The sequence below is a fragment of the Pontimicrobium sp. MEBiC01747 genome (genome assembly GCF_053601635.1).
Genome location: NZ_JBSHNS010000268.1, coordinates 1 through 1,559, shown reverse-complemented (window position 1 = coordinate 1,559; position 1,559 = coordinate 1). Strand labels below are relative to the sequence as shown.

The window sequence follows — 1,559 nt, the reverse complement described above, 5'->3', positions numbered from 1 at the left end:
CTTCATAATTGTAAGCTGCATCAACTTGTAATGTTAAACTCGTTTTATCTTTTGCAACTATTAGCGGAGAAACCAATATATTATCTAAAACTTTTGTTTCAGTTGTTGATGAGCCTAAATCATGAGAGATTGTTATTCCTTTATTAGAAGTAGCCGTTACATCGCTTACACTTGTATACTTACCAGCATTTTCTTCAAAAGCTATTAGTTTATTAGCTGGTAATGTTTGATTAGAATGTTTAAAAGTTCTAATACCTGTATTTTTTAAATTATACGTTCCCGAATAATCTTCAAATGTTTCTTGGTATGGTAAAGCAGACACATACGGATTGAACTTGTCTAAGAAAGCAATTCCTTCATCTGTAAAGGTATATTTATTAGCGTTTGAAGTTGTTTTCTTTATTTTAGTAAAGTTCCCACTTACAGCTATAATACAATGATTAAGCATTAATTTTGCATTATAAGGGGAGGCTGTAAGTTTTTTAGCCAAATCAAATGTTTTACTTACCGTCTGTCCTTTATCGCCATACTCTGTGATCCAAGTTTCTACGGAACTATCTGAAACAAATTTACTAGCCAATCTGGTTATTCTATCTGCTACACTTTCGTCTTTAGCTATATAAACATGATAAATATGAGCATCTACAGGCTTTGTTATATTTTTTGTTACATCATTATTCCATGTTTTAGACCTATCTTTGTTTGTTGTTCTAGCAATTAATACTGCTCCAATTTTTACACCAGAAAATTCTTTTCGTAACTCTGGAACCCATGAGTTAATTGTATCTGCATATGCTTTTCCTGTAGGAAATTCTGTTGTATAATCTGGCGCATATAATTCATTTCCTAATTCAATGTAACTAACGGGTACTTTTGCAGCTTTTATCATTTCTATTTGGTCTTTAAGAGAACTGTTAACAACATCTAAAACAAAAGACACTTTTGCCTTTGTAGTATCTACAACTCTTTTGACATCCTCAATTTTATGAACGAAATCTGTTGCCGCTGCTCCACCTGTTATATATCCATTTTTCCAGTTCCATTTATGGGTAACTGTGCCCCCTGGATACCTAAATACTCCAGTTTTTAAACTATCCATTAAACTTGCAACATTTGTTTTTGTAATACTTGGCGTATTCCTCCAACGCATATTATAACCTGTTACCACACCGCTACCAAGACCAAAAGTTCTGGCAAACATACTACTGTTATCTTCTAATGTTTGACTTGTAATGTCTTCTTGATAATCATATAGATCTTCTTTACTACATCCAAATACTAATACTAAAATTGCTAATACTAAAATTACTTTTTTCATAATATTTTGAGTTTTAAAATTATATCTCAAAATTAAATTCAGTGCTTTTCTGAAATCATGATATATATCACTATTTCAATCTGTTACACTCACTAAAAACTCACTTATAGATCACAAAAAACTCATATTATTAAATTAAATTGTATTTTAATACCGAATAAAAAATATTAAACATTGTATTTAGGTAAGCTTATATTTGTTGTAATACACCAATATTAAACTTAGAAGAATTCACCTAAAC

Annotated in this window: 1 protein-coding gene; it reads right to left on the bottom strand. The window is 30.3% G+C overall.

The features are described from left to right. A partial coding sequence (locus tag ACVC2P_RS08880; protein WP_452598119.1) for a glycosyl hydrolase occupies positions 1-1,318 on the bottom strand: 1,318 nt, incomplete at its 3' end. Between the last annotated feature and the right edge of the window lie 241 nt (positions 1,319-1,559).